The sequence below is a fragment of the Stenotrophomonas maltophilia group sp. Smal32 genome, assembly GCF_030237085.1.
Classification (GTDB): domain Bacteria; phylum Pseudomonadota; class Gammaproteobacteria; order Xanthomonadales; family Xanthomonadaceae; genus Stenotrophomonas; species Stenotrophomonas maltophilia_Q.
The window spans coordinates 1-25,756 of record NZ_JASJSI010000059.1; the positions used below are offsets into that span (position 1 = coordinate 1).

Annotated in this window: 21 protein-coding genes; 10 read left to right on the forward strand and 11 right to left on the reverse strand. The window is 67.2% G+C overall.

Going from position 1 to position 25,756, the window contains the following annotated elements; genetic code table 11:
• The first annotated feature begins 384 nt into the window (after window positions 1-384).
• Together QRO91_RS14315 and QRO91_RS14320 are read left to right on the forward strand one after the other, a co-directional pair.
• Window positions 385-1,392: a methionine ABC transporter ATP-binding protein gene (locus QRO91_RS14315; RefSeq protein ID WP_010481369.1), complete on the forward strand. Its 1,008-nt coding sequence runs from the start codon at window positions 385-387 to the stop codon at window positions 1,390-1,392.
• On the forward strand, window positions 1,389-2,078 hold the full coding sequence (locus QRO91_RS14320; protein WP_049429251.1) for a methionine ABC transporter permease: 690 nt from the start codon (window positions 1,389-1,391) through the stop codon (window positions 2,076-2,078). The genes QRO91_RS14315 and QRO91_RS14320 overlap by 4 nt, the downstream gene beginning before the upstream one ends.
• A 120-nt stretch (window positions 2,079-2,198) precedes the next feature.
• Here QRO91_RS14320 and QRO91_RS14325 read toward each other — a convergent pair whose 3' ends face one another.
• Window positions 2,199-2,801, reverse strand: coding sequence for a lipocalin family protein (locus QRO91_RS14325; RefSeq protein WP_049411005.1), 603 nt, complete (start codon window positions 2,799-2,801; stop codon window positions 2,199-2,201).
• A 127-nt stretch (window positions 2,802-2,928) separates the two neighbouring features.
• Between QRO91_RS14325 and QRO91_RS14330 the strand changes: the two genes are divergently transcribed.
• Together QRO91_RS14330 and QRO91_RS14335 are read left to right on the forward strand one after the other, a co-directional pair.
• A complete protein-coding gene (locus tag QRO91_RS14330) occupies window positions 2,929-3,258 on the forward strand; it encodes a hypothetical protein (RefSeq protein WP_049429252.1) in 330 nt (109 codons plus the stop codon).
• Between the two features lie 69 nt (window positions 3,259-3,327).
• Window positions 3,328-5,424, forward strand: a complete 2,097-nt coding sequence (locus QRO91_RS14335) for a prolyl oligopeptidase family protein (RefSeq protein ID WP_197651073.1) — start codon at window positions 3,328-3,330, stop codon at window positions 5,422-5,424.
• A gap of 305 nt (window positions 5,425-5,729) precedes the next feature.
• On the opposite strand, the gene QRO91_RS14340 is transcribed toward QRO91_RS14335, so the two are convergent.
• The 4 genes from QRO91_RS14340 to QRO91_RS14355 are packed head-to-tail and all read right to left on the reverse strand — an operon-like array spanning window position 5,730 to window position 9,234.
• On the reverse strand, window positions 5,730-6,332 hold the full coding sequence (locus QRO91_RS14340) for a response regulator transcription factor (RefSeq protein WP_025878350.1): 603 nt from the start codon (window positions 6,330-6,332) through the stop codon (window positions 5,730-5,732).
• Window positions 6,329-7,552: a sensor histidine kinase gene (locus QRO91_RS14345; protein WP_197619909.1), complete on the reverse strand. Its 1,224-nt coding sequence runs from the start codon at window positions 7,550-7,552 to the stop codon at window positions 6,329-6,331. Before QRO91_RS14345 ends, QRO91_RS14340 begins: the two co-directional genes overlap by 4 nt.
• Window positions 7,553-7,558: 6 nt before the next feature.
• Window positions 7,559-8,341: an ABC transporter permease gene (locus tag QRO91_RS14350; protein ID WP_197650424.1), complete on the reverse strand. Its 783-nt coding sequence runs from the start codon at window positions 8,339-8,341 to the stop codon at window positions 7,559-7,561.
• Window positions 8,338-9,234, reverse strand: coding sequence for an ABC transporter ATP-binding protein (locus QRO91_RS14355; RefSeq protein WP_100443745.1), 897 nt, complete (start codon window positions 9,232-9,234; stop codon window positions 8,338-8,340). The genes QRO91_RS14350 and QRO91_RS14355 overlap by 4 nt, the downstream gene beginning before the upstream one ends.
• 202 nt (window positions 9,235-9,436) lie before the next feature.
• Between QRO91_RS14355 and QRO91_RS14360 the strand changes: the two genes are divergently transcribed.
• The 5 genes from QRO91_RS14360 (at window position 9,437) to QRO91_RS14380 (ending at window position 17,221) form a co-directional block, all read left to right on the forward strand.
• The gene (locus QRO91_RS14360) at window positions 9,437-10,684 is read left to right on the forward strand and encodes an efflux RND transporter periplasmic adaptor subunit (RefSeq protein ID WP_049431503.1); all 1,248 of its coding nucleotides are present in this window, start codon (window positions 9,437-9,439) and stop codon (window positions 10,682-10,684) included.
• Window positions 10,685-10,786: 102 nt separating this feature from the next.
• Window positions 10,787-11,476, forward strand: coding sequence for an ABC transporter ATP-binding protein (locus QRO91_RS14365; RefSeq protein ID WP_004137569.1), 690 nt, complete (start codon window positions 10,787-10,789; stop codon window positions 11,474-11,476).
• A gap of 14 nt (window positions 11,477-11,490) precedes the next feature.
• Window positions 11,491-12,648 carry an ABC transporter permease gene (locus QRO91_RS14370; protein WP_197619908.1) on the forward strand — a complete coding sequence of 386 codons (1,158 nt, stop codon included), beginning with the start codon at window positions 11,491-11,493 and terminating at the stop codon, window positions 12,646-12,648.
• Window positions 12,649-12,661: 13 nt separating this feature from the next.
• On the forward strand, window positions 12,662-13,984 hold the full coding sequence (locus QRO91_RS14375) for an ABC transporter permease (protein ID WP_049431500.1): 1,323 nt from the start codon (window positions 12,662-12,664) through the stop codon (window positions 13,982-13,984).
• Window positions 13,985-14,395: 411 nt separating this feature from the next.
• A complete protein-coding gene (locus QRO91_RS14380) occupies window positions 14,396-17,221 on the forward strand; it encodes a TonB-dependent siderophore receptor (RefSeq protein ID WP_197619906.1) in 2,826 nt (941 codons plus the stop codon).
• A 200-nt stretch (window positions 17,222-17,421) separates the two neighbouring features.
• Here the strand turns inward: QRO91_RS14380 and rarD are convergent, their stop codons facing one another.
• Together rarD and yedA are read right to left on the reverse strand one after the other, a co-directional pair.
• Window positions 17,422-18,315: an EamA family transporter RarD gene (gene rarD, locus QRO91_RS14385; protein WP_049431492.1), complete on the reverse strand. Its 894-nt coding sequence runs from the start codon at window positions 18,313-18,315 to the stop codon at window positions 17,422-17,424.
• Window positions 18,312-19,217: a drug/metabolite exporter YedA gene (gene yedA / locus QRO91_RS14390; RefSeq protein WP_049431490.1), complete on the reverse strand. Its 906-nt coding sequence runs from the start codon at window positions 19,215-19,217 to the stop codon at window positions 18,312-18,314. Before yedA ends, rarD begins: the two co-directional genes overlap by 4 nt.
• Window positions 19,218-19,440: 223 nt before the next feature.
• Here yedA and QRO91_RS14395 point away from each other — a divergent pair, with 223 nt between their 5' ends.
• Window positions 19,441-20,775, forward strand: coding sequence for an MFS transporter (locus QRO91_RS14395; protein WP_049431487.1), 1,335 nt, complete (start codon window positions 19,441-19,443; stop codon window positions 20,773-20,775).
• A 191-nt stretch (window positions 20,776-20,966) separates the two neighbouring features.
• Here QRO91_RS14395 and QRO91_RS14400 read toward each other — a convergent pair whose 3' ends face one another.
• From QRO91_RS14400 to QRO91_RS14415, 4 genes are all read right to left on the reverse strand, one after another.
• Window positions 20,967-22,619, reverse strand: a complete 1,653-nt coding sequence (locus tag QRO91_RS14400; RefSeq protein WP_049431486.1) for a M28 family metallopeptidase — start codon at window positions 22,617-22,619, stop codon at window positions 20,967-20,969.
• A 105-nt stretch (window positions 22,620-22,724) separates the two neighbouring features.
• Entirely contained in the window at window positions 22,725-23,657 is a 933-nt protein-coding gene (locus QRO91_RS14405) for an MBL fold metallo-hydrolase (protein WP_197619905.1), read from the reverse strand.
• A 204-nt stretch (window positions 23,658-23,861) separates the two neighbouring features.
• Window positions 23,862-24,158 carry a hypothetical protein gene (locus QRO91_RS14410; RefSeq protein WP_197619904.1) on the reverse strand — a complete coding sequence of 99 codons (297 nt, stop codon included), beginning with the start codon at window positions 24,156-24,158 and terminating at the stop codon, window positions 23,862-23,864.
• Window positions 24,159-24,292: 134 nt separating this feature from the next.
• The gene (locus tag QRO91_RS14415) at window positions 24,293-25,588 is read right to left on the reverse strand and encodes a tryptophan--tRNA ligase (RefSeq protein WP_197619903.1); all 1,296 of its coding nucleotides are present in this window, start codon (window positions 25,586-25,588) and stop codon (window positions 24,293-24,295) included.
• Window positions 25,589-25,756 lie beyond the last annotated feature (168 nt).

The following is a 25,756-nucleotide window of genomic DNA, read 5'->3' on the forward strand; positions in this document are numbered from 1 at the left end:
TTTAATAAACGGGCCGTTGTGTGGGTTTTGGGTAGGACCATGCCTTAGGCGGGCAAGCAGCCGTACGAAAAAAGGTGGTGGGGTGGGCTTTTATTGTTGGGTGGGGGGTTTTCCTTGGTCCCCGGGGAGGGGTTGAACGGGAGGCACCGCCCTAGGCGGATTAAAATACCGGCGGGGGGGGGGGCGGGGTATGGGGCCCACCCCCCGGGGGGGCAGCCGCCCCGGGGGCCGGAGCCCCGCAGGGGCTCTGACCTCGGCTCAATCACCGTCACGGGCGCCTTAGAACCAAAAGGAATAACATTCTGGCCCATGGCGCGGGCGCGCGAGCGCCGGCGCTGGTAGGCTGCACGCCCCCTTCCGTCACCCAGCCGGTGAGCCACGCCCGTGATCGAGTTCCAGCGCCTGCACAAATCCTATGCCGTTGCCGGCCGCGAAGTCAGCGCGCTGCAACCGCTGGACCTGACCATCGAAGCTGGTGAGGTATTCGGCATCATCGGCCATTCCGGCGCCGGCAAGTCGACGTTGATCCGCATGATCAACCGCCTGGAAGAGCCCAGCGGTGGCCGTCTGCTGATCGGCGGCGAGGATGTCACCGCGCTGGACGCGGACGGCCTGCGCGCGCTGCGCCGGCGCATCGGCATGATCTTCCAGCACTTCAACCTGCTGTCCTCGCGCACCGTGGCCGGCAATGTGGCCTTCCCGCTGGAGCTGGCCGGCACGCCGAAAGCGGAAATCGACGCGCGTGTGGCCGAGCTGCTGCAGACCGTTGGCCTGGAAGCGCATGCGCAGAAGTACCCGGCACAGCTGTCCGGCGGACAGAAGCAGCGCGTGGGCATTGCGCGTGCGCTGGCGACCCGTCCGCAGATCCTGCTGTGCGACGAGGCGACCAGTGCGCTTGACCCGCAGACCACCGCGTCTGTGCTGTCGCTGCTGTCGAAGATCAATCGCGAGCTGGGCCTGACCATCGTGCTGATCACCCATGAGATGGATGTGATCCGCCGCGTCTGCGACCGCGTGGCCGTGCTCGACGCCGGCCAGATGGTCGAGACCGGGCCGGTCACCCGCGTGTTCCTGCACCCGCAGCACCCGACCACGCGCCGGTTCGTCAGCGAATCGGAGCATGTGGACGAGGGCGCGCTGCACCGCGATTTCGACGTGGTCGGGGGCCGCATCGTGCGCCTGACCTTCCTCGGCGGCGACACCTACGAACCCCTGCTCGGCAGCGTCGCGCGGCAGACCGGGGTCGACTACAACATCCTGTCCGGCCGTATCGACCGGATCAAGGACACCCCGTATGGCCAGCTGGTGGTCGCCCTGGTGGGCGGCGACCAGTCCGCCGCGCAGGCCGCGTTCGTGGCCGCCGGCGTGCATGTTGAGGAGCTGCGTCGATGATCATCGCTACTGCCGGCGGCTTCTTCCGCCACCTGGATGCGGGCAAGTGGGCCGACATCGGCCAGGCCACCATCGACACGTTGCTGATGCTGCTCGGTTCGCTGCCGCTGACCCTGGCCATCGGCCTGCCGCTGGGTGTGCTGCTGTACCTGTTCGGCGCACCGCAGATGAAGCGCCGGCCGTTCGCCTATGGCGTGCTGGCGCTGGTGGTGAACCTGCTGCGTTCGGTGCCCTTCATCATCCTGATGATCGTGCTGATCCCGGTCACCCTGCTCCTGATGGGAACCTCGCTGGGCGTGCGCGGTGCGATCGTGCCGCTGGTGATCGGCGCGGCACCATTCTATGCGCGCTTGGTCGAGACCGCGCTGCGTGAAGTCGACCGGGGCGTGATCGAGGCGACCCAGGCGATGGGCGCCACCACCTGGCAGCTGGTCACCCGCGTGCTGCTGCCCGAAGCGCGCCCCGGCCTGATTGCCGGTGCGACGGTCACCACCGTGGCGCTGATTGGTTTCACGGCGATGGGCGGCGCGATCGGTTCCGGTGGCCTCGGCGACCTGGCGTTCCGCGATGGCTACCAGCGCTCGCACACCGACGTGGCCCTGGTCACGGTGGTCCTGCTGCTGATCCTGGTGCAGCTGCTGCAGATGCTCGGCGACCGCCTGGTCGCGCATTACAGCCGCAAATGACGCGGCGCCCCGTGCTGCCCCGGCGTCGCCCGGTGCATCGCGGCAGCCGGCCAGCGGCCGGCTCTAACCCATTGTCTGGAAACGGTAGTGCCGGCCGCTGGCCGGCTATTCCACATGCGGTCAACGCACGTTCGGCACTTCGTAGCCCAGCTTGCCGACCTGCTCGGGGTGCTGCGGCACGCGCTTGAGCTTGTCGGTGTTCACGCCGTACTCGTCGCGCAGGCGCTCGGCCAGCTCCTTGTAGAGGCCTTTGTCCATGTCCGGGGTGCGCGAGAAGATCCAGGCCATCTCACGGCCGGGGTAGCCGATCAGCGCCCAGGAATAATCCGGTGCCACTTCCAGCACCCGCGAATGGGTCGGCACGACGCGGTAGAACCAGGTACGCCAGCCGTGGTTGCCGCTGTCCGGGTCGACGCTGGCGCGGGCACGCACTTCCTGCAGCGGTTCGCCGAAGCCATCACGGTAGCGGTAGGTGATGCCGACCTTGTGTGCGTCGCGCAGTTCGTACTCGTTGACGCTGGCGACATGGCCACGTTCGATGAAGTTCGGCACGCGGCCGATCACGTACCAGGTGCCCATGAAGCGCTTCAGGTCGATCGGTGCGTCCAGGGCAGCCGCACCAGAGGCGCTGGTACGGGGCGACGGCGGCTCACTGGCGGCCACGGCGGGGCCGGCCAGGGAAAGGGCCAGCAGCGCGGCGCAGAGCGGGCGGATCGAAGTCATGCGGGAGCGGGCTCCAGTGGGCTTGCACGCGCATGGTCGACTGTGTGCACGCGATCCGTCAATGGTGTCGCAACCTGTGAGAAGGGCCTTGCCCAAGCTGTGTTGCATTGTCCACCGGAGAAGCCCCATGAACGCTCGTTCCGTTCGTCGCCCTGCAACTGAACGCGTCATCATTGAACGCGCCCATCCGCGCCTGCTGCGCAGCGTGCGTCAGGTCGCTCTGGCCGGCCTGGCGCTGGTACTGGTCTGGCCAGCCGCGCGTGGCAGCAACGCCTGGCTGGGCTGGCTGCCGATGTGGCTGGTGGGCATGCCGCTGGTGGCCTGGTGGGCGCTGCTGCGCTTCCCTGCGCCGCGCCTGTCGTGGTTGCGGCTGGCCCGTCGCACCGGTGGACAGGCGCGACGCCGCGGCCGTGGCGCCGTCCGTGGTGGCCGCCGTAGCTCGACCGCCGCGGCCTGACCTTCGACACGGGGGCGGCTGCAGCGATCCATGCTAGCGTTCCACGGCTTATGACTGCCTGGAGCTGCAATGTCTCGACTCGCTTCCGCCTGCCTGTTGGCCGGCATGATGACCGCTGCCTCGGTGGGGACCGCCGTGGCCGCTGAAGACACCGATCGCTACGCCTGGCTGGAGGACGTCACCGGCGACAAGCCGCTGTCCTGGGTCAAGGAACAGAACGCCAAGTCCGAAGCGCGCCTGGCGCAGACCCCGGCTTTCAAGCAGATGGAGACCAGCATCCGCGAGGTGCTCGACTCCGACGCCAAGATTCCCGCCGTGCAGAAGATCGGCGACTACTACTACAACTTCTGGAAGGACCAGCAGCACGAGCGCGGCCTGTGGCGGCGCACCACGCTGGCCGAGTACCGCAAGGCCTCGCCGCAGTGGGAAACCGTGCTCGACCTGGATGCGCTGAACAAGGCCGAGGGCGAGAACTGGGTCTGGCACGGCGCCGACTGCCTGCGCCCGGACTACAGCCGCTGCCTGATCGCGCTGTCGCGCGGTGGTGCCGATGCCGACGTCACCCGCGAATTCGATCTATCCAGCAAGAGCTGGATCAAGGACGGCTTCTTCCGTCCCGAGTCGAAGGGTGGCCTGAACTGGATCGATCGCGACACCGTGTTCGTCTACACCGACTTCGGTGCCGGCTCGATGACCACCTCCGGCTACCCGCGCGTGGCCAAGCTGTGGAAGCGTGGTACGCCGATGGCCTCCGCCAGCGTGGTGTATGAAGGCAAGCCGGAAGACATGTACATCGCGGCGATGCACGATGACACTCCGGGCTTCGAACGCAACCTGGTCAGCCGCACGCTGGCGTTCTACAACAACGAGATCTACCTGCGCGGCGACGATGGCACGCTGACCAAGATCGACGCGCCGAACTCGGCCGAGAAGGGCCTGCACAAGCAGTGGCTGACCCTGGAGCTGCGTGATCCGTGGACCGTGGGTGGCAAGACCTATGCGTCCGGTTCGCTGCTGGCGACCAGGCTGGATGACTTCCTGGCCGGCAAGCGCGAGTTCGACGTGTTGTTCACCCCGACTGCGACCACCTCGCTGGCCGGCGCCACCTGGACCAAGAGCCATCTGGTGCTGAACGTGCTGGATGACGTCAAGAACCGCCTGTCGGTGCTGACCCCGGGCGCCAATGGCTGGCAGACCAGCCGCTTCGTCGGCGCGCCGGCCTTCGGCACGCTGGGCGTGTCCGCGGTCGACAGCAACGACAGCGACGCGGTGTGGCTGACCGCCACCGACTACCTGACCCCGACCACCCTGGCGCTGGCCGAGATCGGACAGGCCCCGGAAACGCTGAAGACCATGCCGGCCTTCTTCGATGCCAAGGGCAAGGTGATCGAGCAACACTTCGCCACCAGCAAGGACGGAACCCGCGTGCCGTACTTCGTGGTGCACGACAAGGCGATGAAGCTGGACGGCTCCAACCCGACCCTGCTGTATGGCTACGGTGGTTTCGAAATCTCGCTGACCCCGGGCTACTCCGGTGGCATGGGCCGCGCCTGGCTGGAGAAGGGCGGCGTGTACGTGGTTGCCAACATCCGTGGCGGCGGCGAGTACGGCCCGCGCTGGCACCAGGCGGCGCTGAAGCAGAACCGCCACAAGGCCTATGAAGACATGGCCACCGTGGCACGCGATCTGGTCAAGCGCAAGATCACCACCGCCAAGCACCTGGGTGTGCAGGGCGGCAGCAATGGTGGCCTGCTGACCGGGAACATGCTGACCCAGTACCCGGAGCTGTTCGGTGCGGTGGTGGTGCAGGTGCCGCTGCTGGACATGAAGCGCTACAGCCACCTGCTGGCCGGTGCGTCGTGGATGGCCGAGTACGGCAACCCGGATACCAGCGACTGGGAGTTCATCAAGACCTTCTCGCCGTACCACCTGTTCGACGCGAAGAAGAACTACCCGCCGGTGCTGTTCACCACCTCCACCCGCGATGACCGCGTGCACCCGGGCCATGCCCGCAAGATGGCGGCGAAGATGATCGACGCCGGCAAGGACGTGACCTACTACGAGAACATCGAAGGTGGCCACGGCGGCGCAGCCAACAACGCGCAGGCCGCACACATGTCGGCGCTGGCCTACAGCTTCCTGTGGGAACGCCTCGGCGGTAAGTAAGCAGAACGGAAAACGCCGCCCCAGGGCGGCGTTTTCCGTTATCGGGTAGCGGCGGGGGCCGCCCCGCGGCCCCCCCGGCGCGCCCCGCGCCCCCCCCGCGCCCGCCGGCCGCACGCGCCGCGCCGCACGCCCCGCAGCGAGGGGGGCGCCGCCCCGTGAAGCCCCGCGACCCGCCGGCCCCCGGCGCGCAGCGCCGGCTCGCGATCTGGCGGCGTGTTTCTTTGGTTACTTTCTTTGCACGAGCAAAGAAAGTGACACCCCTCCGCGGTCACGGAAACGACATCACCAGGAAAAGCAGTACTCCCCTACAACCACCCCTTCTGCCGCGCCAGCCGGTACGCCTCGATCCGGTTGGCCACGCCAAGCTTGCCGATGCACTCGGACAGGTAATTGCGTACCGTGCCGTGCGACAGCCCCAGCTGTTCGGCAATCTCACTGGCGGTACGGCCCTCGCCTGCCAGCCGCAGGACGCGGCGCTCGCGGTCGGTCAGCGGATCGGCCTGCGACCACGCATCCAGCGCCAGCTGCGGATCGATCGCGCGGATGCCCTGCTTTACCTTGCGCAGGGCCTCAGCCAGGTTCTCCGCCGGCGCATCCTTCAACAGGTAGCCCAGCACGCCCGCTTCCAGCGCGCGGCGCAGGAAACCGGCGCGGGCGAAGGTGGTCACGATCACCACCTTGATCGGCAACTCATGGCGGGCGATGCGCTGCGCCAGCTCCAGCCCCGACAGGCCCGGCATCTCGATGTCGGTCACCAGGATGTCCGGCTGCAGCTGCTGCAGCATGCGCCAGGCGGCCTCGCCGTCGGCAGCACTGCCCAGCACCTCGATGTCCGGCTCCAGGCCCAGCAGCGCGGACAACGCACCCCGCACCATCGCCTGGTCTTCAGCCAGCAGGATGCGGATCATGCGGCACCGCCCGCTGCCAGCGTCGGCGGCGCGCCCGGCGGCAGCGGTGTGGTGGCCGCGCCCACAGGCACGCGCACGGTCAGCACCGTGCCCTCGCCCTTCGCAGACTGCACCTGCAACTGCCCGCCCAGCGCCGCCACCCGCTCACGCATCCCGCACAGGCCATTGCCTTCGGCCTGCACACCGCCGCGGCCATCGTCGCGGATCTGCATCGCCAACATCCTTCCTTCCAGCATGAAATCCACCCGCGCCTGCGTTGCCTGCGCATGCCGGGCGATGTTGGTGGCCGCTTCGCGCAGTACCAGCGCCAGGCCACGTTCGACGTCCACCGGCATTGCCGGTGGCGACGCATAGTGCAGGTGCACCTGCTGGCATTCCAGCAGCAGGCGTGCCGAGGCCAGTTCGCCCGCCAGGTCGCTGGCACGGATGCCGGTGACCGCACTGCGCACCTGCGCCAGTGCCTCACGCGCGATGTCCTCGGCCTCGCCGATCTCCTGCCGCGCACGTGCATCGCCACGGTCGTGCAGCTTGCGCGCCAGCTCCAGCTTCAAGGTGATCAGCGACAGGGTATGGCCCAGCAGATCGTGCAGGTCGCGGCCGATGCGCTCGCGCTCGGCGGTGGTCGCCAGCCGCCGCACTTCCTCCTGCGACAGCTGCAGTGCGGCGTCCTTTTCCTTGTTCACCGTCTCCACGTTCACCACCATGCCGATGATGAACGACACCGCCGGCACCCAGACCAGGCTCTGCCACGGGTAGTGCGCAAGGTAGGCCACCAGGTAGAACATCGCGTTGAGCGCGGCCAGCAGCAACAGATAGCGCCACCAGCTGCTGCGCCCGCAGACCCGCAGCATCACGCAGCCGAAGATGAAGTAGCTGATGCCCGATGGGTACCAGGGCACCAGCACGATCGCCAGCGCGGTCATCGCCAGTGCATAGCGGGGCGCATGGTGCCGCGGCGACAGCAGCAGGCGCGCATACAGCACCAGGAACAGCGGATAGCTGGCCAGGGTGAACCACAGCCAGCGCAGTGTGTAGCCCCCGGAGAACAGCGGCGTCATGAACACCCACACCGTCCACAGCAGGTGGATGGCATCGGCCCAGGCCGGTTTGCCGCGGCGCAGGTTGTCGGCCACTGCCGAGTCCGGTGCGGGGCGCAGCAGGGAAGCAAGCCAGCTCGACGACACGGGGTGATCCAGGCGGGGACGATCGCTGCCGATCATGCCAGTTCAGCCGATCCGGCGCAGGCGGCGACGCGCCAGCAGCAACGCCACAAGGGTGACCGCCAGCAGCACCAGCAGATGGCCGGAGACGCTGCCCACCGACGGCAGCCCCACCACCGGCAACGCCAGCTGGGCCAGGTGCCAGGTCGGCCACAGCGGGGCCATCGTCGAAAACACCTTCGGCAGCGCCGACAGCGGCAGCCACAGGCCGGACAGCAGCGCCAGCGGCAGGTAGACCAGGTTGACCATCGCCGGCGCCGCACTGGCGCTGACATGGCTTCCGATCAGCAGGCCGATCGCCCCCAGCGGCAGCGCGGCCAGCCCCGCCACCGCCATCAGCTGCAGCATCTGCACCGCCTGAAGCTGCACGCCACCCATCGCGCGCGCCACGCCGATCAACAGAGCGGCCACCAGCAGCGCGAACATCACGGCCATCGCAAGTCGCGCCAGCAACGGTGCCGCCGCCGGCATCGGCAGCGCGCGCTTGAGGGTCAGCAGGCCGCCTTCACGGTCCAGCGCCAGCTGCACGCCGAAGCCGAACAGGGCCGGCGCCATCGCACCGAACATGCAGTAGGTGGCCAGCAGGTACAGCGGTGCATGGCCGCGGCCCAACAACACGCCGAACAACAGGTAGAACAGCACCGGGAACAGCAGCGAGGGTACGGCGAAGGCGGGTGTACGCCAGGCGCGGCGCAGCTCGGCCTGCAGTTCGGCACGGTACGGGCGCAGCGCGCGCCGCCAGGTCGATACCGGACGCGCAGCGGCGGCAGTCGGATTCAGGGTATTCATGCGGCCTCCCGGGTCAGGTCGAGGAAGGCATCGGCCAGCGCCGCGCCCTGTACTTCCAGTTCACGCAGCTGCGCATCGGCGGCCAGCAGGCGAGCCACCACCGGCTCGGCCGGGCTCGCCAGCAGCTGCAGATGCTCGCCGTCGCGCTGCACCTGCTGCACGCCCGGCCAGTACTGCACCTCTTCAGCGGACAGCACGCTGCGGCAGCGGATGCGACGCGGCCGCTCGGCCAGGCGCAGTTCGGCCAGCGGCGCGTCGGCCAACACCCGGCCCTGTTCCAGCACCACCACCTGCTGCGCCAATGCCTCGGCCTCCTCCAGGTAGTGGGTGGTCAGCAGCACGCCGCAGCCTTCGGCCACCAGCTGCCGGATGGCCTGCCACATGGTCTGCCGCGCCTGGATGTCCAGCCCGGTGGTGGGCTCGTCCAGGAACAGTACGCGCGGGCGCCCACACAGTGCGTTGGCGAACTGCACGGCGCGCTGCTGGCCACCGGACAGCTGGCCGTAGCGGCGGCCCGCCAGCGCCTGCAGTCCGGCGCGCTGCAGTACCTCCTGCAACGGCATCGGGTCGGGGTAGCAGGCACTGGCCTGGGCCACCAGCTCGTCCACCTGCAGCATCGGCGGCAGGTTCGTGCTCTGCAGCATCACGCCCAGGCCGAGGCGGCTGGCACGCTGCTGCGGGTCGCCACCGAGCAGCTCGACCTGGCCGGCGTCGGCGCGGCGCAGGCCCAACAGCACGCTGATCGCGGTACTCTTGCCGGCACCGTTGCGGCCCAGCAATGCCAGCACCTGGCCAGCGCGGACCTGCAGGTCGATGCCATGCAGGGCGGTATGGTCGCGATAGCGCACCTGCACCTGCTGCAGGCGGGCCAGCGACGGGGCGATCGGATCCATGGGCGGTACCGGTAGCGGGGACGTTGCCATCCTGTGCCGCCGTGGTCACATTTCGCAGTTGCCGCCGTCAGTGTCATCGGATGACAGCTGTCACTGCCGTCATCGCTGTGCCTGCCTTCATGCTGTGCCGCACGCTCCACCGCCGGAACCGCCGCCGTCCGCTCTTCCGGCCACACCCGCCCGAACGTCTGTGATGGAACGAATGAACGCTTCTGCCGAGCTGTTGAAGGAACTCCGTATCGACCGCAAGTCGCCACAGCCGCCCTCCGGTGGCAATGGCGGCGGTCGGCGCTGGCTGTGGATCACGATTGTCGTGATTGCCGTGCTGCTGGCCGCCGGCGCCTTCGCGCTGTTCGGCCGCACCCCGGCCGTTGAGGTGGAAACCGCACCCGCGGTAGCCATCCAGCAGGGCAGCGCCAGCAGTTCGGTGCTTGACGCCAGTGGCTACGTGGTCGCCCGGCGCATGGCCACGGTATCGGCCAAGATCACCGGCAAGGTGCGCGAGGTGATGATCGAGGAAGGCATGCGGGTCGAAGCCGGCCAGGTGATGGCCACCCTGGACCCGATCGATGCCGATGCGCAGCGCAGCCTGTATGCCTCGCAGCTGCAGGCCGCACGCAGCCAGGTGGCCGGGCTGGAAGCACAGCAGAAGCAGGCCGCCGCCGAGGCCAGCCGCCTGCAGGCGCTGGTCGGCCAGCAGCTGGTGTCGCGCTCGCAGTACGACCAGGCCGTGGCCCAGCGCGACAGCCTGCGCGCACAGCTGGACACTGCGCAGCGCAACGTCAAGGTGGCACACGACCAGCTGGCCATCGCCGACCTGGGCGTGGACAACAACGTAGTGCGCGCGCCGTTCTCCGGCGTGGTCACCGCCAAGGCGGCGCAGCCGGGCGAGATCGTCTCGCCGCTGTCGGCCGGCGGTGGCTTCACCCGTACCGGCATCGGCACCATCGTCGACATGGATTCGCTGGAGATCGAAGTCGAGGTCGGCGAGGCCTTCATCGGCCGCGTGCAGCCGAAGATGCCGGTGGAAGCCACGCTCAATGCCTACCCGGAGTGGAAGATCCCGGGCGAGGTGATCGCCATCATCCCCACCGCCGACCGCGGCAAGGCCACGGTGAAGGTGCGCGTGGCGCTGAAGGTGAAAGACCCGCGCATCGTGCCGGAGATGGGCGTGCGGGTCAGCTTCCTCGAACAGGCGCAGCCGCAGGCGGCGACCAAGCCGCAGGGCGTGCGCGTGCCGGGCGGCGCGGTGGTCCAGCGCGACGGCACGTCGGTGGCCTTCGTGCTGGGTGACGAGAGCCGCGTGCAGCAGCGCACGGTCGAAGCAGGCCAGGCGATGGGCAAGGACCGCCAGATCCTCAAGGGCGTGAGCGCAGGTGAATCGGTGGTGGTGAACCCGCCAGACACCCTGCGCGATGGCGCCAAGGTGCAACAGAAACAAGCGCAGTAACGGCCTGGCGCCCGTGGGCGCCGCCGGCAGCACCGCTCGACGCACGCCCCCGGCCACCGCCGGCGCGCGTCCCCGTTTCCCGCCTTCCGTGGAGAACCCCCCATGTCGACCCTGGTTTCACTGCGCAACATCACCAAGACCTACCAGCGTGGCCCCGAGAAAGTTCAGGTGCTGCACGGCATCGACCTGGACATCGCCAGCGGCGACTTCGTGGCGCTGATGGGTCCGTCTGGTTCCGGCAAGACCACCCTGCTCAACCTGATCGGCGGCCTGGACAACCCCAGTGGCGGCGAAATCAGCATCGAAGGCGAGCGCATCGACCAGATGAGCGGCGGCCAGCTGTCGACCTGGCGCAGCCACCACGTCGGCTTCGTGTTCCAGTTCTACAACCTGATGCCGATGCTGACCGCGCAGAAGAACGTGGAGCTGCCGCTGCTGCTGACCCACCTCAATGCGGCGCAGCGCCGCCGCAATGCGGAGATCGCCCTGACCCTGGTCGGCCTGGCCGACCGCCGCAGCCACCGCCCGAATGAACTGTCCGGCGGCCAGCAGCAGCGCGTGGCGATCGCCCGCGCGATCGTCTCCGACCCGACCTTCCTGATCTGCGACGAACCGACCGGCGACCTCGACCGCCAATCGGCCGAGGAGATTCTCGGCCTGCTGCAGCAGCTCAACCGTGAGCACGGCAAGACCATCATCATGGTCACCCATGACCCGAAGGCCGCCGAGTACGCCACGCACACGGTGCACCTGGACAAGGGCGAGCTGGCCGACGCGCCGCTGGCCCACTGACGGAGGCCACCGCGATGAAATACTTCTCGTTGGTGTGGGCGCAGCTGTTCCGCAGCCGCACGCGCACCTTGTTGACCCTGCTGTCGGTGGTGGCCGCGTTCCTGTTGTTCGGCATGCTCGACTCGGTGCGCGTGGCGTTCTCGTCCGGCGGCAGCGTGGAAGGCGCCAACCGCCTGGTGGTGGCCTCGCGGCTATCGATCACCCAGTCGTTGCCGATCCGGCTGGAAACCCAGATCCGCCAGGTAGCCGGGGTGCGTGACGTGGCCTATGGCATGTGGTTTGGTGGCATCTACCAGGACCCGAAGAATTTCTTCCCGAACTTCTCGGTGTCGCCCAACTACTTCGATGTCTACCGCGAGCTGCAGATCGATCCGGCGCAGCTGGAAGACTGGAAACAGACCCGCACCGGCGCCATCGTCGGCGAATCGCTGGCCAAGCAGTTCGGCTGGAAGATCGGCGACACCATCCCGCTGCAGGCCACGATCTTCCCGCGTGGTGGCAGCAACGACTGGCCGCTGGAACTGAAGGGCATCTACCGTTCCAAGGACCGCGCGCTGGCCGCCAACGAAGAACGCCAGTTGATGATGAACTGGAAGTACTTCGATGAATCCAACGACTACATCAAGAACCAGGTGAGCTGGTACACGGTGACGCTGGACAATCTGGACCATTCCTCGCGGGTGGCGCAGGCGATCGATGCGATCTCGGCCAACTCCGACCACGAGACCAAGACCCAGACCGAATCAGCGTTCCAGCAGGCCTTCGTCAAGCAGTTCGCCGACATCGGCATGATCGTCACTTCGATCATGGGCGCGGTGTTCTTCACCTTGCTGCTGCTGACCGGCAACACCATGGCGCAGGCGGTGCGCGAGCGCGTGCCGGAGCTGGCCACGCTGAAGACGCTGGGCTTCAAGGACAGCACCGTGCTGACCCTGGTGATGGTGGAGTCGGTGCTGCTGATCGGCCTGGGTGGCCTGATCGGCATGGGCCTGGCCGCGCTGATCCTCCCAGCGATCGGGCCGAAGAGCATGGGCATGTTGCCGCCGCACGTACCGACGCCGACCTGGCTGATGGGGCTGGGCCTGATCGTGGTGATCGGCATCATCGTCGGCCTGTTGCCGGCGCTGCGTGCCAAGCGCCTGAAGATCGTCGACGCACTGGCCGGCCGCTGAGGAGGACACCGACATGTTCAAGAGCAAACTCAAGAAGTGGCTGGGCAACGGTGTGACGGTGCTGCTGCTGGCGATCGGCCTGGTGCTGTGGATCAGCCTGCCGTGGGTTGGCGTGCTGGCCGTGGCCGTGCTGGTGGCGCTGTGGCTGCTGCTGACCCGTGGCGGACGGCTGGCACTGGCGGCCACCCGCATCGGCGTGGCCAGCCTGCCGCAGCGCTGGGGTGCGTCCTCGGTGATCGTGGTCGGCATCGCCGGCGTGGTCGGCGTGCTGGTGGCGATGCTGGCGATGGGCGAAGGTTTCCAAGCCACGCTCAACAATACCGGCGATGACACCACCGCCATCGTGCTGCGCGGTGGCTCGCAGGCCGAGACCAATTCGGTCATCACCCGCGAACAGGTTCCCACGCTGTCCACCCTGCCCGGCATCAGCCGCGATGGCGAAGGCCGGCCGCTGCTGTCGCCGGAGCTGTCGCAGGTGGTCAACCTGGTATCGAAGTCCGACGGCACCGACGTCAACGCGCAGTTCCGCGGCGTTGGTCCGCAGGCCTGGGCAGTACATGACAAGGTCAAGATCATCGAAGGCCGCAAGTTCGCCACCGGCCTGCGCGAGATCGTGGTCGGCCAGGGTGCCAAGGGCCAGTTCCGCGACATGGACGTGGGCAGGACGCTGACGCTGGGCAACCAGACCTGGACCGTGGTCGGCGTGTTCGCCACCGGCGATGCGCATGATTCGGAACTGTGGACCGACGCCGATACGCTGGCCACCACCTACCAGCGCAGCGCCTGGCAGTCGATCAGCGTGCGTACCGATGGCAAGGCCGGCTTCGAGCAGTTCAAGGCGGCGGTCGCCGCCGACCCGCGCCTGAAGCTGGACGTGGAAACCACCCGTGTCTACTACAGCAAGCAGGGCGGCGGGCTGACCAAGCTGATCGACATCCTCGGCAAGGTGATCGGCACGATCATGGCGGTGGGTGCGGTGTTCGGCGCACTCAACACCATGTATGCGGCTGTTGCCACGCGTGCGCGCGAGATCGCCACCATGCGCGCGATCGGCTTCCGTGGCCTGCCGGTTGTCACTGCGGTGATGCTGGAGACGATGCTGCTGGCGCTGCTGGGCGGCCTGCTGGGGTGCGCGGTGGCGTGGCTGCTGTTCAATGGCTACAGCGTGTCCACCATCGGCAGCAACTTCAGCGCGGTGGTGTTCAAGTTCCATGTTTCGCCGGAACTGCTGTGGACCGGCCTGAAATGGGCACTGGGCATCGGCCTGGTCGGTGGCCTGTTCCCGGCGCTGCGCGCGGCACGTTTGCCGATCACCACGGCGTTGCGCGAAACCTGAGCATTTCGCAGCGATACAACGCGCACGTTGCAGGGGGACGAAGCGGGAGCTTCGTCCCTTTTTCATTGGTGGGGTCAGATCCCTTCACTGCGCGAAGGGATCTGACCCCAATCTGGATCCAGTAGATCCACGCCATGCGTGGATGGAAGCGTGCGCACACGCGCGGCTACAGATATCCACAAATCTGCCGCTATCGATGCCTCTGCCCATCGCGCACGCAACGTGCGTGACGCCGCGCACATCGCATCTGTGGATTGTTGGTTGCGATTCATCTTCGCGCACATTCAGCGGCATGGCGACAAACAGTTACGAATGGAAACACTCTAGAATCCCGGCCCCCACGTTGGTTTGCAGCACCCCACGCGCCCATAGAACGGGCGCTTGTTTTTCCTGAAACACGAGATGTCACGGATGTCCCTGAAAACCAATCCGCTGCGCAACGCGATCGTCATCGCGCTCGCCGCCAGCTGCACCACCCCCGCCTTCGCACAGAGCGCCGGCGATACCCCGACCAACCTCGATCGCATCGAAATCACCGGCTCGCGCATCCGCCAGGCCAGTGTCGAGACCGCACAGCCGGTCGTCGCGCTCAGCCGCGCCGAGATCGAGAAGAAGGGCTACATCAACGTCGCCGACATCCTGCAGGACGTCACCGCCGCCGGTGCTCCGAGCCTGAGCCGCTCGTCGTCGCTGAGTTCTTCGCGCGACTTCGGCGGCACGTACGTCAGCCTGCGCAACCTCGGCCCGGAACGCAGCCTGGTGCTGATCGACGGCCGCCGCATGGGCGTCAGCGCAGGTGGCTACTCCGACCTGGCCTCGATCCCGTCGGCCATCGTCGAGCGCGTGGAAGTGCTGACTGACGGTGCTTCGGCACTGTACGGCTCGGACGCCATCGCCGGTGTGGTCAACATCATCACCCGCAAGAACTTCGATGGTGCCGAAGCCAGCGTCTACGTCGGCCAGTACGGCGAAGGCGACGGTCAGAAGCGCTCCTACAGTGCCACCTTCGGCAAGACCTTCGACCGCGGCTGGTTCAGCGTCGGTGCCGAGCGCACCAAGGAAGACGAAGTGATGGGCGGCGCGCGCGAGTTCAGCCGCTACGTCAACGGCCCGCGCCACCCGAACGATGGCCTGAACGGCACCACGCCGTGGGGCAGCGTCACCGTCGGCGGCAAGTCGCTGACCGTCGGCCCGGGCGGCGACCCGACCACCGCCAGCAACTTCCATGCGCCGAACCCGGCCGATGGTGCCAACACCAAGACCAACATGAGCCTGCTGACCGGCCTGGAGCGCACTTCGGTGTTCGCCAACGGCGGCTTCTCGATCACCGATGACCTGCGCATCCTTGCCGATGCCATGTACAGCAAGCGCGAATCCACCAAGCACCTGGCCGGCTACCCGTACTCGGTCACCGCCACACAGGCGCGCAACGGCAGCCGCGCCGCTCTGTCCAAGGACAGCGCGTTCAACCTGTGGCAGCAGGACGTGCTGTTCTCGCACCGCACCGAAGAAATGCTGCGTGGCACCGAGAACACCCTGGAAACCAAGCGCGGCAGTCTGGGCCTGGAAGGCAGCTTCGAAACCGGCTCGCGCTACTGGGACTGGAACGTCAGCTACACCTACAACCGCAATGAAGGCGAGCGCGTTGGTACCGGCAGCATGTACCAGCCGAACGTCAACCTGGCCGTCGGCCCGTCCTTCATCGAGAACGGCGTGGCCTACTGCGGTACCCGCGACGCGGTGATCGCCGGCTGCGTGCCGTGGAACCCGGCCGCGCCGATGGGCTACACCGGCCCGGGCTCGCTGAGCAACCAGGACGTGCAGGACTACCTGTTCGCCCGCTACGTGGACAAGAGCCAGACCACCACCAAGGTGGCCAGCGCCAACATCTCCGGTTCGCTGTTCTCGCTGCCGGCCGGCGACATCATGGCTGCGATGGGCTTCGAGCACCGCACCGAAGAAGCACGCTACACCCCGGACCTGATGGTGCAGAACGGCCAGATCGCCGGCACCACCGGCAAGCCGACCCAGGGCGACTACTCGCTCAACGAGGTCTACCTGGAAATGCAGGTGCCGCTGCTGGCCGACATGGCGTTCGCCCGCGAACTGTCGCTGGATGTCGCGGGTCGCTATTCGGACTACAACAACTTCGGTTCGACCACCAACAGCAAGTTCGGCGTGAAGTGGAAGCCGATCGACAGCCTGCTGGTGCGCGCCACCTATGGCACCGGCTTCCGTGCACCGACCGTGGACGACCTGTACGGCGGCACTGTCAGCACCCGTGATTCGTTCACCGATCCGTGCGATACCTCGTTCGGCACCGCTGCAAGCAGCGCCGCCGTGGCTGCCCGTTGCAAGGCCCTGAAGGTGCCGGCCAACTTCCGCCAGCTCAACAGCGACGGCACCGTGGCCAGCAAGCCGGGCCAGCAGGCCACCACCGATTTCAACTCCGGTTCCAACCCGAACCTGAAGCCGGAAACCGCCAAGACCTGGACTGTGGGCCTGGTCTACAGCCCCGACTTCGTGCAGGGCCTGGACGTCAGCCTGGACTGGTGGAAGATCCGCATCGACAACGCCATCGTTGGCGAGTCGGCCACCAACATCCTGGAACAGTGCTACGTGCAGGGCTCGGACGCCGCCTGCGGCCGCTTCACCCGTGGCAGCAACGGTCAGGTCAACGCGCTGGACCGTTCGCTGGTCAACGCCGGCTACCGCGAAACCGCCGGCTATGACATCAGCGCGCGCTACCGCCTGCCGGAAACCGCGTTCGGCAAGTTCGCCGTTACCTGGAACACCACCTACACCGACTACCTGGAGCAGCGCAATGACAACGCCGCCACCACGCCGGTGGAGCAGCTGACCAGCTGGGGCGGCAACTTCCGCGTGCGTTCGACCTTCAACCTGGACTGGCAGTACGGCAACCTGGGCATCGGCTGGACCGCGCGCTACTACTCCAGCATGAAGGAGAAGTGCTCCTACATGGACGAGTGCAACATGCCGGGCTTCAGCTCGGCCTACACCGATGCCTCGCCGACCAACAAGGTGGGTTCCAACACCTTCCACGACCTGCAGGTGCGTTATGCCCTGCCGTGGGACGGCACCGTGTCGCTGGGCGTGAACAACGTCTTCGACCACCAGGGTCCGATCATGTACAGCCAGCCGAACAGCAGCTTCACCTACTACGGTGGCTTCGACATCGGTCGTTTCATGTACATGAAGTACCAGCAGCGCTTCTAAGCCTGCAACCGCGTTCCCGCCACCGCCATCTCTCTCTCCTGGCGGTGGATGGAAGCAGAACGGCGCCCTTCGGGGCGCCGTTCTTTTTCGCGCCGAAGCGGGGTCGGATCCCTTCGCCCGGCGAAGGGCTATGACCCCAGGCGGCGAGGAACAGGGGGTCAGCGCCCTCCGCGTTGCGGAGGGATCCGACCCCGGCGCCGTTACCGCTTGCGCATCGTGCGGATGTTGTCGCCGACGAACAGCACCAGGCCGGCCCAGATCGCTGCGAAGCCGATCGCCTTGGCGGTATCGAACGCCTCATGGAAGAAAAACACGCCCAGCAGCAGCTGCAGGCTCGGCGCGATGTACTGCAGGATGCCGACCAGTGACAGCGGAATGCGCTTCACGCCGTAGGCGAAGCCGATCAGCGGTACTGCGGTGACCGCGCCACCGAAGATCAGCAGCAGGTCGTTGCGCCAGCCCCAGCCGTGGAAGAACGCGCCGCCATGGCCGTTCTCGGCCCAGATCGCAAACGCCAGCGCCGGCAGGAACAGGTACATGCTCTCCACGCCCAGGCCGGCCACCGGATCGACCGAGACCAGCTTGCGCAGCAGGCCATACAGGCCGAACGAACAGGCCAGGCCCAGCGCGATCCACGGTGGCGTGCCCGCATCGATGGTCAGCCAGGCCACGCCCACCGCTGCCATCGCCACGGCCACCCACTGCAGGCGGCGCAGGCGCTCCTTCAGTACCATCACGCCCAGCAGCACGTTCACCAGCGGGTTGATGAAGTAGCCCAGGCTGGTCTCGATCACATGGCCGGCGTTGACCGCCCAGATGTACAGGCCCCAGTTGAAGGCGATGGTCAAGCTGGACACCAGCAGGATCGGCAGCGCGCGCGGCTGTGCGGCAATCTTCTGCCACCAGTCCAGGCGCGCGCTGATCAACAGCCAGCCCAGCACCAGCACGGTGCTCCAGATGATGCGGTGGGCGATGATCTGGAACGAAGGCACCTCGTTGAGCAGGTGCCAGTACACCGGCACCAGGCCCCAGATCACGAAGGTGGACGCAGTGACCAGCAGACCCCGGCGTTGTTCTTTCTCATCCATGCTCATTTCCTTCTCGTCCTTGCCATCGTCAGCACCACCACACCCAGAAGAATCACCACCATCGCCAGCAGGTCGCGCCAGCCGAATCGCTCGCCATTGAGCAGCGCGCCCAGCAGCACCGCGATCACCGGATTGACGTAGGCATAGCTGCCGGCCAGCGCCGGGCGCACGTTCTGCAGCAGCCACACGTAGGCGGTGAAGGCGACGATGGAACCGAACACGCACAGGTACGCCATCGCCAGCAGGCCGCCGGTATCGGGCAGCGTGGTCGGGCGCTCGCCGACCGCCAGGCCGATCAGCACCAGCAGCACGCCGCCGCAGATCATCTGCCCGGCGGCGGTCATGAACGGGCCCGGCAGGTCCAGGCCGCGTGCCCACACCGAACCGAAGGCCCAGCCGACCGGCGCGATCAGCAGCAGCACCAGCCCGGTCGGCGAGGCCGTCAGGCTGCTGCCGGCATTGAGCCAGACCACGCCGAGGAAGCCGATGGCGATGCCCAGCCACTCACCGCGGCTGGCATGTTGCCCGCGCAGCGCCGAGAACAGCGCCATCCACAGCGGCACCGAGGCCACCGCGGTCGCGGCCAGGCCCGAGGACACCTCACGCTCGGCCAGCACCACCATGCCGTTGCCCAGCACCAGCATGGTCACGCCCATCACCACCAGATTGCGCCATTGCCGCAGCGTCGGGTTCGGCAGCTTCCAGAACAGGCGCAGGGCAAGGAACATCAGGCCGCCAGCAATGATGAACCGGCTGCCGGAGACCATCGTCAGCGGCAGTGCGCCGCCGTGCAGGGCCTTGGCGATGCCCAGGTAGGTCGAGCCCCAGACCACGTAGACCAGCAGCAATGCCAGCGCGACAAGGCCACCCCGGGGGGCAGCCGCAGACGAAGAGGGGGGAGCCGACATGACACACCAGGGAGCCGGGGGAAGGCGGATTCTAGGACGTTTTGAGTATGGTCCGGCACCCCGTACGGTGGCACGCTGTCATCCATCCATGCACCCTGCTCTGGTCTGCTACCCCGTGTTGACGGCTGATGCAGTACCAAGAGGGCTGCCCGGCCGCGCCGCCCCAAGGCCGGGCGCCGTTTTCCCTGCGCACGGACGCGCCGCATCGAGGATTCCCACCCAGATGAGCACCACGTCCCAACCCGCCGTACCCGCGAACGACCGCGCCGCCCTGCGGCGGTCGATCTCCAATACCCTCAAAGGCTCCGCCGGCAACCTGGTGGAGTGGTATGACGTCTACGTGTACTCGGTATTCGCCGTGTACTTCGAATCACAGTTCTTCTCGCCGGACGACAAGAATTCCACGATGTACGTGTGGGCGATCTTCGCCGCCACGTTCCTGATGCGCCCCATCGGTGCCTGGTTCTTCGGCCGCTTCGCCGACCGCCACGGCCGCCGCCTGGCCCTGACCGTCTCGGTCACGTTGATGGCGCTGTGCTCGTTCCTGATCGCCATTACGCCCACGGCGGCCAGCATCGGCATCTGGGCAGCGGTCATCCTGCTGTTCGCGCGCCTGCTGCAGGGCTTCGCCACCGGCGGCGAATACGGCGCCAGCGCCACCTACATGTCCGAGGCCGCCATTCCGGGCCGTCGCGGCTTCCTGTCCTCGTTCCACTACGTCACCCTGGTCGGTGGCCATGTGCTGGCCCAGCTGACCCTGCTGCTGATGCTGACCTTCTGGGGCAAGCCGGAAATCTCCGAGTGGGGCTGGCGCATCGCCTTCGGCATCGGTGGCATCGCCGCGGTGGTGGTGTTCTGGCTGCGCCGCGGCATGGACGAATCGCTGTCGGAGTCGTCGATCGAAGCCGCACGCGAGGGCAAGGCCCAGAAGTCCGGCTCGATGTACGAGCTGTTCGTGCACCAGTGGCGGCCGCTGCTGCTGTGCTTCCTGATCACCGCCGGTGGCACCGTGGCCTTCTACACCTACTCGGTGAACGGCCCGAAGATGATCCAGAGCGCCTTCGCGGGCAACGACCCGATGACCGGTACCCTGATCAACCTGGGCGTGCTGGCGTTCCTGATGGTGCTGCAGCCGGTCGGGGGCTGGCTGTCGGACATCATCGGCCGCAAGACCCTGCTGGTGTTCTTCGGTGTCGGCGGCGTGGTGTACAGCTGGTACCTGATCACCCAGCTGCCGCACCAGCACGACGCCACGCTGGCGTTCCTGACCCTGGCACTGGCCTTCGTCATCCTCACCGGCTACACCTCGATCAACGCGGTGGTGAAGGCCGAGTTGTTCCCCACCCACGTGCGTGCACTGGGCGTGGGCCTGGGCTATGCGCTGGCCAACTCGCTGTTCGGCGGCACCGCCCCGCTGCTGTACCAGGGCGCACTGAAGACCGGCCATGTCGACTGGTTCGCCATCTACGTCACCGCGACGATCGCGGTCTCGCTGGTGGTCTACATCTTCTTCCTGACCAACAAGGGCCCGAACTGGCTCGACGGCACCCGCAAGTAAGGGCGCTGTGGTGATCGCGGCCACCGGTGCAATGCCGGTGGCCGCTGTGGAACACCGCTCGGATGGAGCCTGCACGGTAGAGTCGACTGTCAGTCGACTGCTCTTCGATCAGATGGCGAAAAACCCCGCGCTGCGCGCGATAGTCGACTGACAGTCGACTCTACACACGCACACCGTCGTCCGCCGGCCCATCAACGGCGGGCGGATTCGCTCTTGTCACGCGCGCCGCGGAACTCTGATTCCTTTTCCCACGTCGGCCAGCGGCGGCTGTTGGCCAGCTCGGCGCCCAGGTCGTAGACCAGCAGGGTGTCGGCGGCATGGCCGCTGGGGTCCCAGCTCGGGGTCCAGGCATCGCAGGCCTGGTGGTAGCAGTCGGCGAAGTACTTCTCGCGCAGCGCGCGGCCGGCTTCAACCCCACCGTCCAGCTTGTCCAGGCCCGGGCCGATGGTGATCGCCGGCACGCCCAGGCGGGCGAAGGCGAAGTGGTCGGCGCGGTAGAAGAAGCCGGCTTCCAGGTTCGGGTCCGGGCTGTAGCTGCGGCCACGGGCCTTGGCCACGCGTTCCAGGTCGCCTTCCAGCGACACCCGGCCCTTGCCCCACGACGCGATGTCACGGGTCGGGCCATCCGGGCTGAACATCTCGATGTTCAGCACCGCCGCCGTCTTGTCCAGCGGCGCCAGCGGGTGCGCGGCGTAATAACTGGCACCCAGCAGACCCTTCTCTTCAGCGGTCAGCGCCACGAAGTACAGCGTGCGCTGGGGCTGCGGGCCGGCGGCGAACACGCGGCCCAGTTCCAGCACCGTGGCCACGCCGGTGGCATTGTCGATCGCGCCACGCCGGATGCGGTCACCCTTGGCGTCGGGCTGCCCGATGCCGAAGGCATCCCAGTGTGCGGAGAAGATCACCGCCTCGTCGCCATGCGCGCCACCGGGCAGCTTGGCCACCACGTTGCGGGTCACCACCTGTTCGCGCTTCAACGCGAAGTCCACGCTCAGCTTGGCGTTGTCCAGCGCCACCGGGCGAAAGTCGGCGCGCATCGCCTTGCGCTTCTCGGCATCGAAATCGAGGCCGGCGTCGGCGAAGATCGCCTCGGCCAGTTCGCGCTGCATCCAGCCGCGCAGCGGCGTGTGCTGGGCCATTGCGTCGGCCTGGCTGCGCTCGATGTCGAACAGCGGCGAAGTGCCCGAGCTCTTCACCGTGGCCCAGCCATAGGCGGCTGGTGCAGTCTCGTGCACGATCAGCACGCCCTCGGCGCCACGGCGTGCGGCTTCCTCGAACTTGTAGGTCCAACGGCCGTAGTAGGTCACCGCCTTGCCGTCAAACGCGCCCGGTGCATCAGCCTCGAAATCGGCGTCGTTGATCAGCACCACGGCGATCTTGCCGTGCAGGTCCACGTCCTTGTAATCGTTCCAGTGGCGTTCCGGTGCGTCGATGCCATAGCCGACGAACACCAGCGGCGCATCCTTGATCTGCACGCGCTTGCGCGGCTGCAGGCTCTGCAGGGTCACGTCCACACCGTTAGCCAGCGCGCGCTTGCCCTGCTTCAGCGACAGGCTGGCCTTGGCAGCGCCATCCAGCTGGGCACGCACCAGCGGCACCGGCTGCACCCAGCTGCCGTCCACGCCACCCGGCTGCAGGCCGTAGCTGCGGAACTGCTCGATCAGGTACTGCACGGTGCGCTCCTCGCCCTCGGTGGCCGGCGCGCGGCCCTCGAATCCGTCCGACGCCAGTACACGCACGTGGCGCGACAGTGCCTGCGGATCGATGCCACCACCCGGCAGGTCATTGGCCGCATGGGCCAGGCCACCGACGAAAAGGCAGGACGACAGCAGCAACACGCGCATCGGATTCACGGCAGTACCACGGCAGGCTCGGAAGTCACCAGAGTGTAACGTGGTCGTGACATCGCGGCGCAGCCTGGGCTCAAGTCATCCACGCATGGCGTGGGTCTACCTGCTGATGCGGTCCAGCCAGCAGGCCAGGCCCTGCGCGTTGAGTTCGATGTCCATCGCCAGAACAGCGATCACCGCCGCATCGTCCAGCGCACAGCCATGCAGCTGTGCACGTTCCAGGTACAGCGCCTGCAGCGCGGCCAGCAGGCAGCGGTGGCGGTCCGGGCGGCCATCGCACTGGCGGCCGATGGTGGCCATTGCATCGATCTGCTCGAACAGGTCGTCGGCCAGCTTCTGCACCTGCTCCACGCGGCCGTAGTGGGTCAGGTACATCGCCTGCGGTGCGTAATCGAGCATGCGCTGGATCGAGGTCTTCATCGCCTCCGGGTCGAACTGCACCGGCGACGAGGTGGGGAAGATGAAAGCACCCTGCGCGCTGTCCAGCTCGCGATAGGAAATACCGAACGTATCGCCGGTGAACCAGCTGCGGCTGCGCGCATCCCATACGCAGTAGTGATGCAGTGCGTGACCGGGTGTATGCAGGAGCACCAGCTCGCGGCCGGCCAGATCGATGCGGTGCCCGTCTTCGGCCACCACCACACGGTGTTCGGGAATGGCCTCGATACGACCATAGCTGCGCGTGATCTCTTCGGCGCCGTACACCGCCGTGGCGCCGGCAATCAGCCGGGTCGGGTCGATCATGTGCGGTGCACCACGCGGGTGCAGCACCGCCTTCGCGTTGGGCAGCTGCTGCATCAGCAGACCGGCGCCGCCAGCATGGTCCAGGTGCACGTGGGTCAGCAGCAGCCAGTCCACCGCTTCCACGCCCAGGCCGGCGTTGGCCAGCGCCTGCAACATCGCAGGTACCGACAGGCCGGTGCCGCAATCGACGAAGGCCGCGCGGCCGTTTTCAACAATCAGGTAGGCCGCATCGAAGTCCGCGCGCTGGAAGCCGGTATCGATGGTGTGGATGCTGGGGTCGGCGGTCATCGGCACGCACCTGGCAGGATCGGGAACAGACGCCCATGGTAGGCGCGCGGGCGGCCCGGGTTCGATGCGGCTTTGGTCGGAGAGGGCCTTCTGTAGAGCCGAGCCCACGCTCGGCTGCCATTCTGTCAGGCATCAGCCGAGCCTAGGCTCGGCTCTACAGAGGGCACGCGAAGTCGAGCATGGCTCGACTCTACAGAGGCAGGGTTACCGGTCCAGCCAGCGCGGCCGCAGCAGCAACGCCAGCACCAGCACCGCCAGAAACGCGCCATAGGCGTACAGCACCGCCAGCACCTGTGGCCAGATAGCGCCAGCGCCGGTCTGCACCACGCCGATGCGGTGCCCCCACAGCATCGAGACGATGCTCAGCGCGAATGCCAGCAGCAGGGTGGTGCCATCGAACAGGCGCCGGCGCGAAGTACGCGGCTGGCGCGGGAACAGCCAGTACAGGCTGCCCAGCAGCAGGAACCAGGGCAGGAACAGCAGCAGCGACAACCAGGCCATCGCAGACTCCATGTCATCGCGCCGGAGGCGCGTGGGCATCATGCCATGGGTGCAATGCCCTGTAGAGCCGAGCCGATGCTCGGCTGCTTTTCCGCCAAGCCGAGCGTGGGCTCGGCTCTACAAGGGCGAGCAGGTCAGGCCGCTTCGCGCAGCGCCGCCAGCGCGGCCAGCACCGCATCCACCTCGGCCTCCAGCTTGAACAGCTCGCTCTGCAGCTGGTCGCCCTGCTCGGCCTGCTTGATCACCGCGATCAGCTGGCCGGCGTCACGTGGCGAATCGAAGCCTTCGCTCTGGATCAGCAGCGTGCCGTCGCCGGCGGTCAGCTTGAAGTAGAAGCGGCCATCCTGTTCGCGGTACTGCTTGAACAGCGGCGGTGCCACGCGGGCCACGCCGGCGTCCTCGCTGGCGATGTCGCCCGCGGTGGACAGGTCGCGCAGGCCCACCGCATGGCGCAGCTCGTCCAGCAGCGGTGCCGCCAGCTGCTCGCGCAGCTGCTGGCCACGGCGCTTGAGCAGCGCTTCGATCTTTTCCGGCTCGGCCATCAGCGCGTTGTAGCGCTCGCGCAGCGGCGACAGTTCGCTGTCGATGCGTTCGAACAACTGCTGCTTGGCATCACCCCAGCTGATGCCGGCGGCAAAGGCCTTGGCGAACTCGGCGGTCTGTTCCGGGGTGGCGAAGGCCTGGTACATCTGGAACAGGGCCGAGCCTTCGGTGTCCTTCGGCTCGCCCGGTGCGCGCGAGTCGGTCAGGATCGAGAACACCAGCTTCTTCAGCTCCTCGCGCGGCACGAACAGCGGAATGGTGTTGTGGTAGCTCTTGCTCATCTTGCGGCCATCCAGGCCCGCCAGCGTCGCCACCTGCTCGTCGATCACCACGTCCGGCAGCGGGAAGTACTCCTTGCCGTACACGTGGTTGAAGCGCTGGGCGAAATCGCGCGCCATCTCGATGTGCTGGATCTGGTCACGGCCCACCGGCACCTGGTTGGCCTTGAAGATCAGGATGTCGGCGGCCATCAGCACCGGGTACATGAACAGGCCGGCGCTGACGCCTGCATCTTCATCCACGCCTTCCTCGCGGTTCTTGTCCACCGCCGCCTTGTAGGCGTGCGCGCGGTTGAGGATGCCCTTGCTGGCGATGGCGGTCAGGAACCACATCAGCTCGGTGGTCTCGCGGATGTCGCTCTGGCGGTAGAACCACACGTGTTCCGGGTCCAGGCCGCAGGCCAGCCAGCTGGCCGCGATCTCCAGGGTCGCGCGCTGGGTGCGCTGCGGGTCCTGGGATTTGATCAGGCTGTGCAGGTCGGCCAGGAAGAAGAAACTCTCGATCCCCGGGGCGCGGCTGGCCGCGATGGCCGGACGGATGGCGCCAACGTAGTTGCCCAGGTGGGGCGTGCCGGAGGGGGTGATGCCGGTAAGGACTCGGGTCGTCATGACTGCGTGGGGAAACCTTCGATGAACGGGGCCAGTTTACCGTGCCAACGGTCAACCCCGTCAGGGCCTGCGGCGCGTTCATTCACCCAACCCCGCTGGAGAAGCCCGATGAAACGCCTGCTGCCCCTGCTGCTGATCCTGCCCCTGGCCGGTTTCCGTCCGGCCCCG

Excerpts from the sequence above, each read along its gene's own strand:
- QRO91_RS14410 (WP_197619904.1), bottom strand. The coding sequence starts at position 24,158 with ATGGCCTGGTTGTCGCTGCTGCTGTTCCTGCCCTGGTTCCTGCTGCTG.
- QRO91_RS14355 (WP_100443745.1), bottom strand. The coding sequence starts at position 9,234 with ATGGATCCGATCGCCCCGTCGCTGGCCCGCCTGCAGCAGGTGCAGGTG.
- QRO91_RS14395 (WP_049431487.1), top strand. The coding sequence starts at position 19,441 with ATGAGCACCACGTCCCAACCCGCCGTACCCGCGAACGACCGCGCCGCC.
- QRO91_RS14360 (WP_049431503.1), top strand. The coding sequence starts at position 9,437 with ATGAACGCTTCTGCCGAGCTGTTGAAGGAACTCCGTATCGACCGCAAG.
- QRO91_RS14340 (WP_025878350.1), bottom strand. The coding sequence starts at position 6,332 with ATGATCCGCATCCTGCTGGCTGAAGACCAGGCGATGGTGCGGGGTGCG.
- QRO91_RS14320 (WP_049429251.1), top strand. The coding sequence starts at position 1,389 with ATGATCATCGCTACTGCCGGCGGCTTCTTCCGCCACCTGGATGCGGGC.
- QRO91_RS14365 (WP_004137569.1), top strand. The coding sequence starts at position 10,787 with ATGTCGACCCTGGTTTCACTGCGCAACATCACCAAGACCTACCAGCGT.
- QRO91_RS14400 (WP_049431486.1), bottom strand. The coding sequence starts at position 22,619 with ATGCGCGTGTTGCTGCTGTCGTCCTGCCTTTTCGTCGGTGGCCTGGCC.
- yedA (WP_049431490.1), bottom strand. The coding sequence starts at position 19,217 with ATGTCGGCTCCCCCCTCTTCGTCTGCGGCTGCCCCCCGGGGTGGCCTT.
- QRO91_RS14350 (WP_197650424.1), bottom strand. The coding sequence starts at position 8,341 with ATGAATACCCTGAATCCGACTGCCGCCGCTGCGCGTCCGGTATCGACC.
- QRO91_RS14330 (WP_049429252.1), top strand. The coding sequence starts at position 2,929 with ATGAACGCTCGTTCCGTTCGTCGCCCTGCAACTGAACGCGTCATCATT.
- QRO91_RS14405 (WP_197619905.1), bottom strand. The coding sequence starts at position 23,657 with ATGACCGCCGACCCCAGCATCCACACCATCGATACCGGCTTCCAGCGC.
- QRO91_RS14335 (WP_197651073.1), top strand. The coding sequence starts at position 3,328 with ATGTCTCGACTCGCTTCCGCCTGCCTGTTGGCCGGCATGATGACCGCT.
- QRO91_RS14345 (WP_197619909.1), bottom strand. The coding sequence starts at position 7,552 with ATGATCGGCAGCGATCGTCCCCGCCTGGATCACCCCGTGTCGTCGAGC.
- QRO91_RS14375 (WP_049431500.1), top strand. The coding sequence starts at position 12,662 with ATGTTCAAGAGCAAACTCAAGAAGTGGCTGGGCAACGGTGTGACGGTG.
- rarD (WP_049431492.1), bottom strand. The coding sequence starts at position 18,315 with ATGAGCATGGATGAGAAAGAACAACGCCGGGGTCTGCTGGTCACTGCG.
- QRO91_RS14415 (WP_197619903.1), bottom strand. The coding sequence starts at position 25,588 with ATGACGACCCGAGTCCTTACCGGCATCACCCCCTCCGGCACGCCCCAC.
- QRO91_RS14325 (WP_049411005.1), bottom strand. The coding sequence starts at position 2,801 with ATGACTTCGATCCGCCCGCTCTGCGCCGCGCTGCTGGCCCTTTCCCTG.
- QRO91_RS14370 (WP_197619908.1), top strand. The coding sequence starts at position 11,491 with ATGAAATACTTCTCGTTGGTGTGGGCGCAGCTGTTCCGCAGCCGCACG.
- QRO91_RS14380 (WP_197619906.1), top strand. The coding sequence starts at position 14,396 with ATGTCCCTGAAAACCAATCCGCTGCGCAACGCGATCGTCATCGCGCTC.